The organism is Spongiactinospora gelatinilytica (assembly GCF_003236385.1).
Taxonomy (GTDB): domain Bacteria; phylum Actinomycetota; class Actinomycetes; order Streptosporangiales; family Streptosporangiaceae; genus Spongiactinospora; species Spongiactinospora gelatinilytica.
On sequence record NZ_POUA01000811.1, the window covers coordinates 1 to 619 of the forward strand.

At 66.7% G+C, this 619-nt stretch carries 2 protein-coding genes; both read left to right on the forward strand.

Annotated elements, in window-relative coordinates; translation table 11 throughout:
• Window positions 1-47 precede the first annotated feature (47 nt).
• Window positions 48-284: a ribbon-helix-helix domain-containing protein gene (locus tag C1I98_RS39540; RefSeq protein WP_199537586.1), complete on the forward strand. Its 237-nt coding sequence runs from the start codon at window positions 48-50 to the stop codon at window positions 282-284.
• Window positions 271-618, forward strand: a complete 348-nt coding sequence (locus C1I98_RS39545) for a type II toxin-antitoxin system PemK/MazF family toxin (protein ID WP_111172248.1) — start codon at window positions 271-273, stop codon at window positions 616-618. The genes C1I98_RS39540 and C1I98_RS39545 overlap by 14 nt, the downstream gene beginning before the upstream one ends.
• Window position 619 lies beyond the last annotated feature (1 nt).

The following is a 619-nucleotide window of genomic DNA, read 5'->3' on the forward strand; positions in this document are numbered from 1 at the left end:
GCTCTGACGGTAGCCAAGGAAGTAGTACCAGAGGTAGCATCAGAGGTGTGATTGTGAAGCTGAGCGTCAGCCTTCCCGACGAGGATGTGGAGTTCCTCGACGACTACATCTCGCAGGGCAACGCCTCGTCCCGCTCCGCCGCCCTCCACCACGCGGTCGACATGCTGCGCATGGCCCGTCTGGAAGACGCGTACACGAGCGCCTTCGCGGAATGGGACGATGGCGACGACGCCGCGTTGTGGGACTCGGCGAGCGGAGACGGGCTGGCCGATGCGCCGAGGTGACGTCTACTGGGTCGAGTTCGACCCGGTGCAGGGTTCGGAAGCGGACAAGTCCCGTCCCGCTGTCGTGGTCGGCAATGACGCCGCCAACCGGTCTGCCGAGATCGGCGGCAGGGGGGTCGTCACCGTGGTGCCGATCACGTCGAACATCCGGCGTGTGCTTCCGTTCCAGGTGCTCATTCCCGCACGTACGTGTGGCCTGCGGGCCGATTCCAAGGCGCAGGCCGAGCAGGTACGCGCGGTGTCGCCGCAGCGGATCCGCGACCGGATCGGGCGGCTCCCGCCGCGCGAGCTGAAGTTGCTCGACGATGCGCTACGGCTGCATCTGGGTCTGTAGG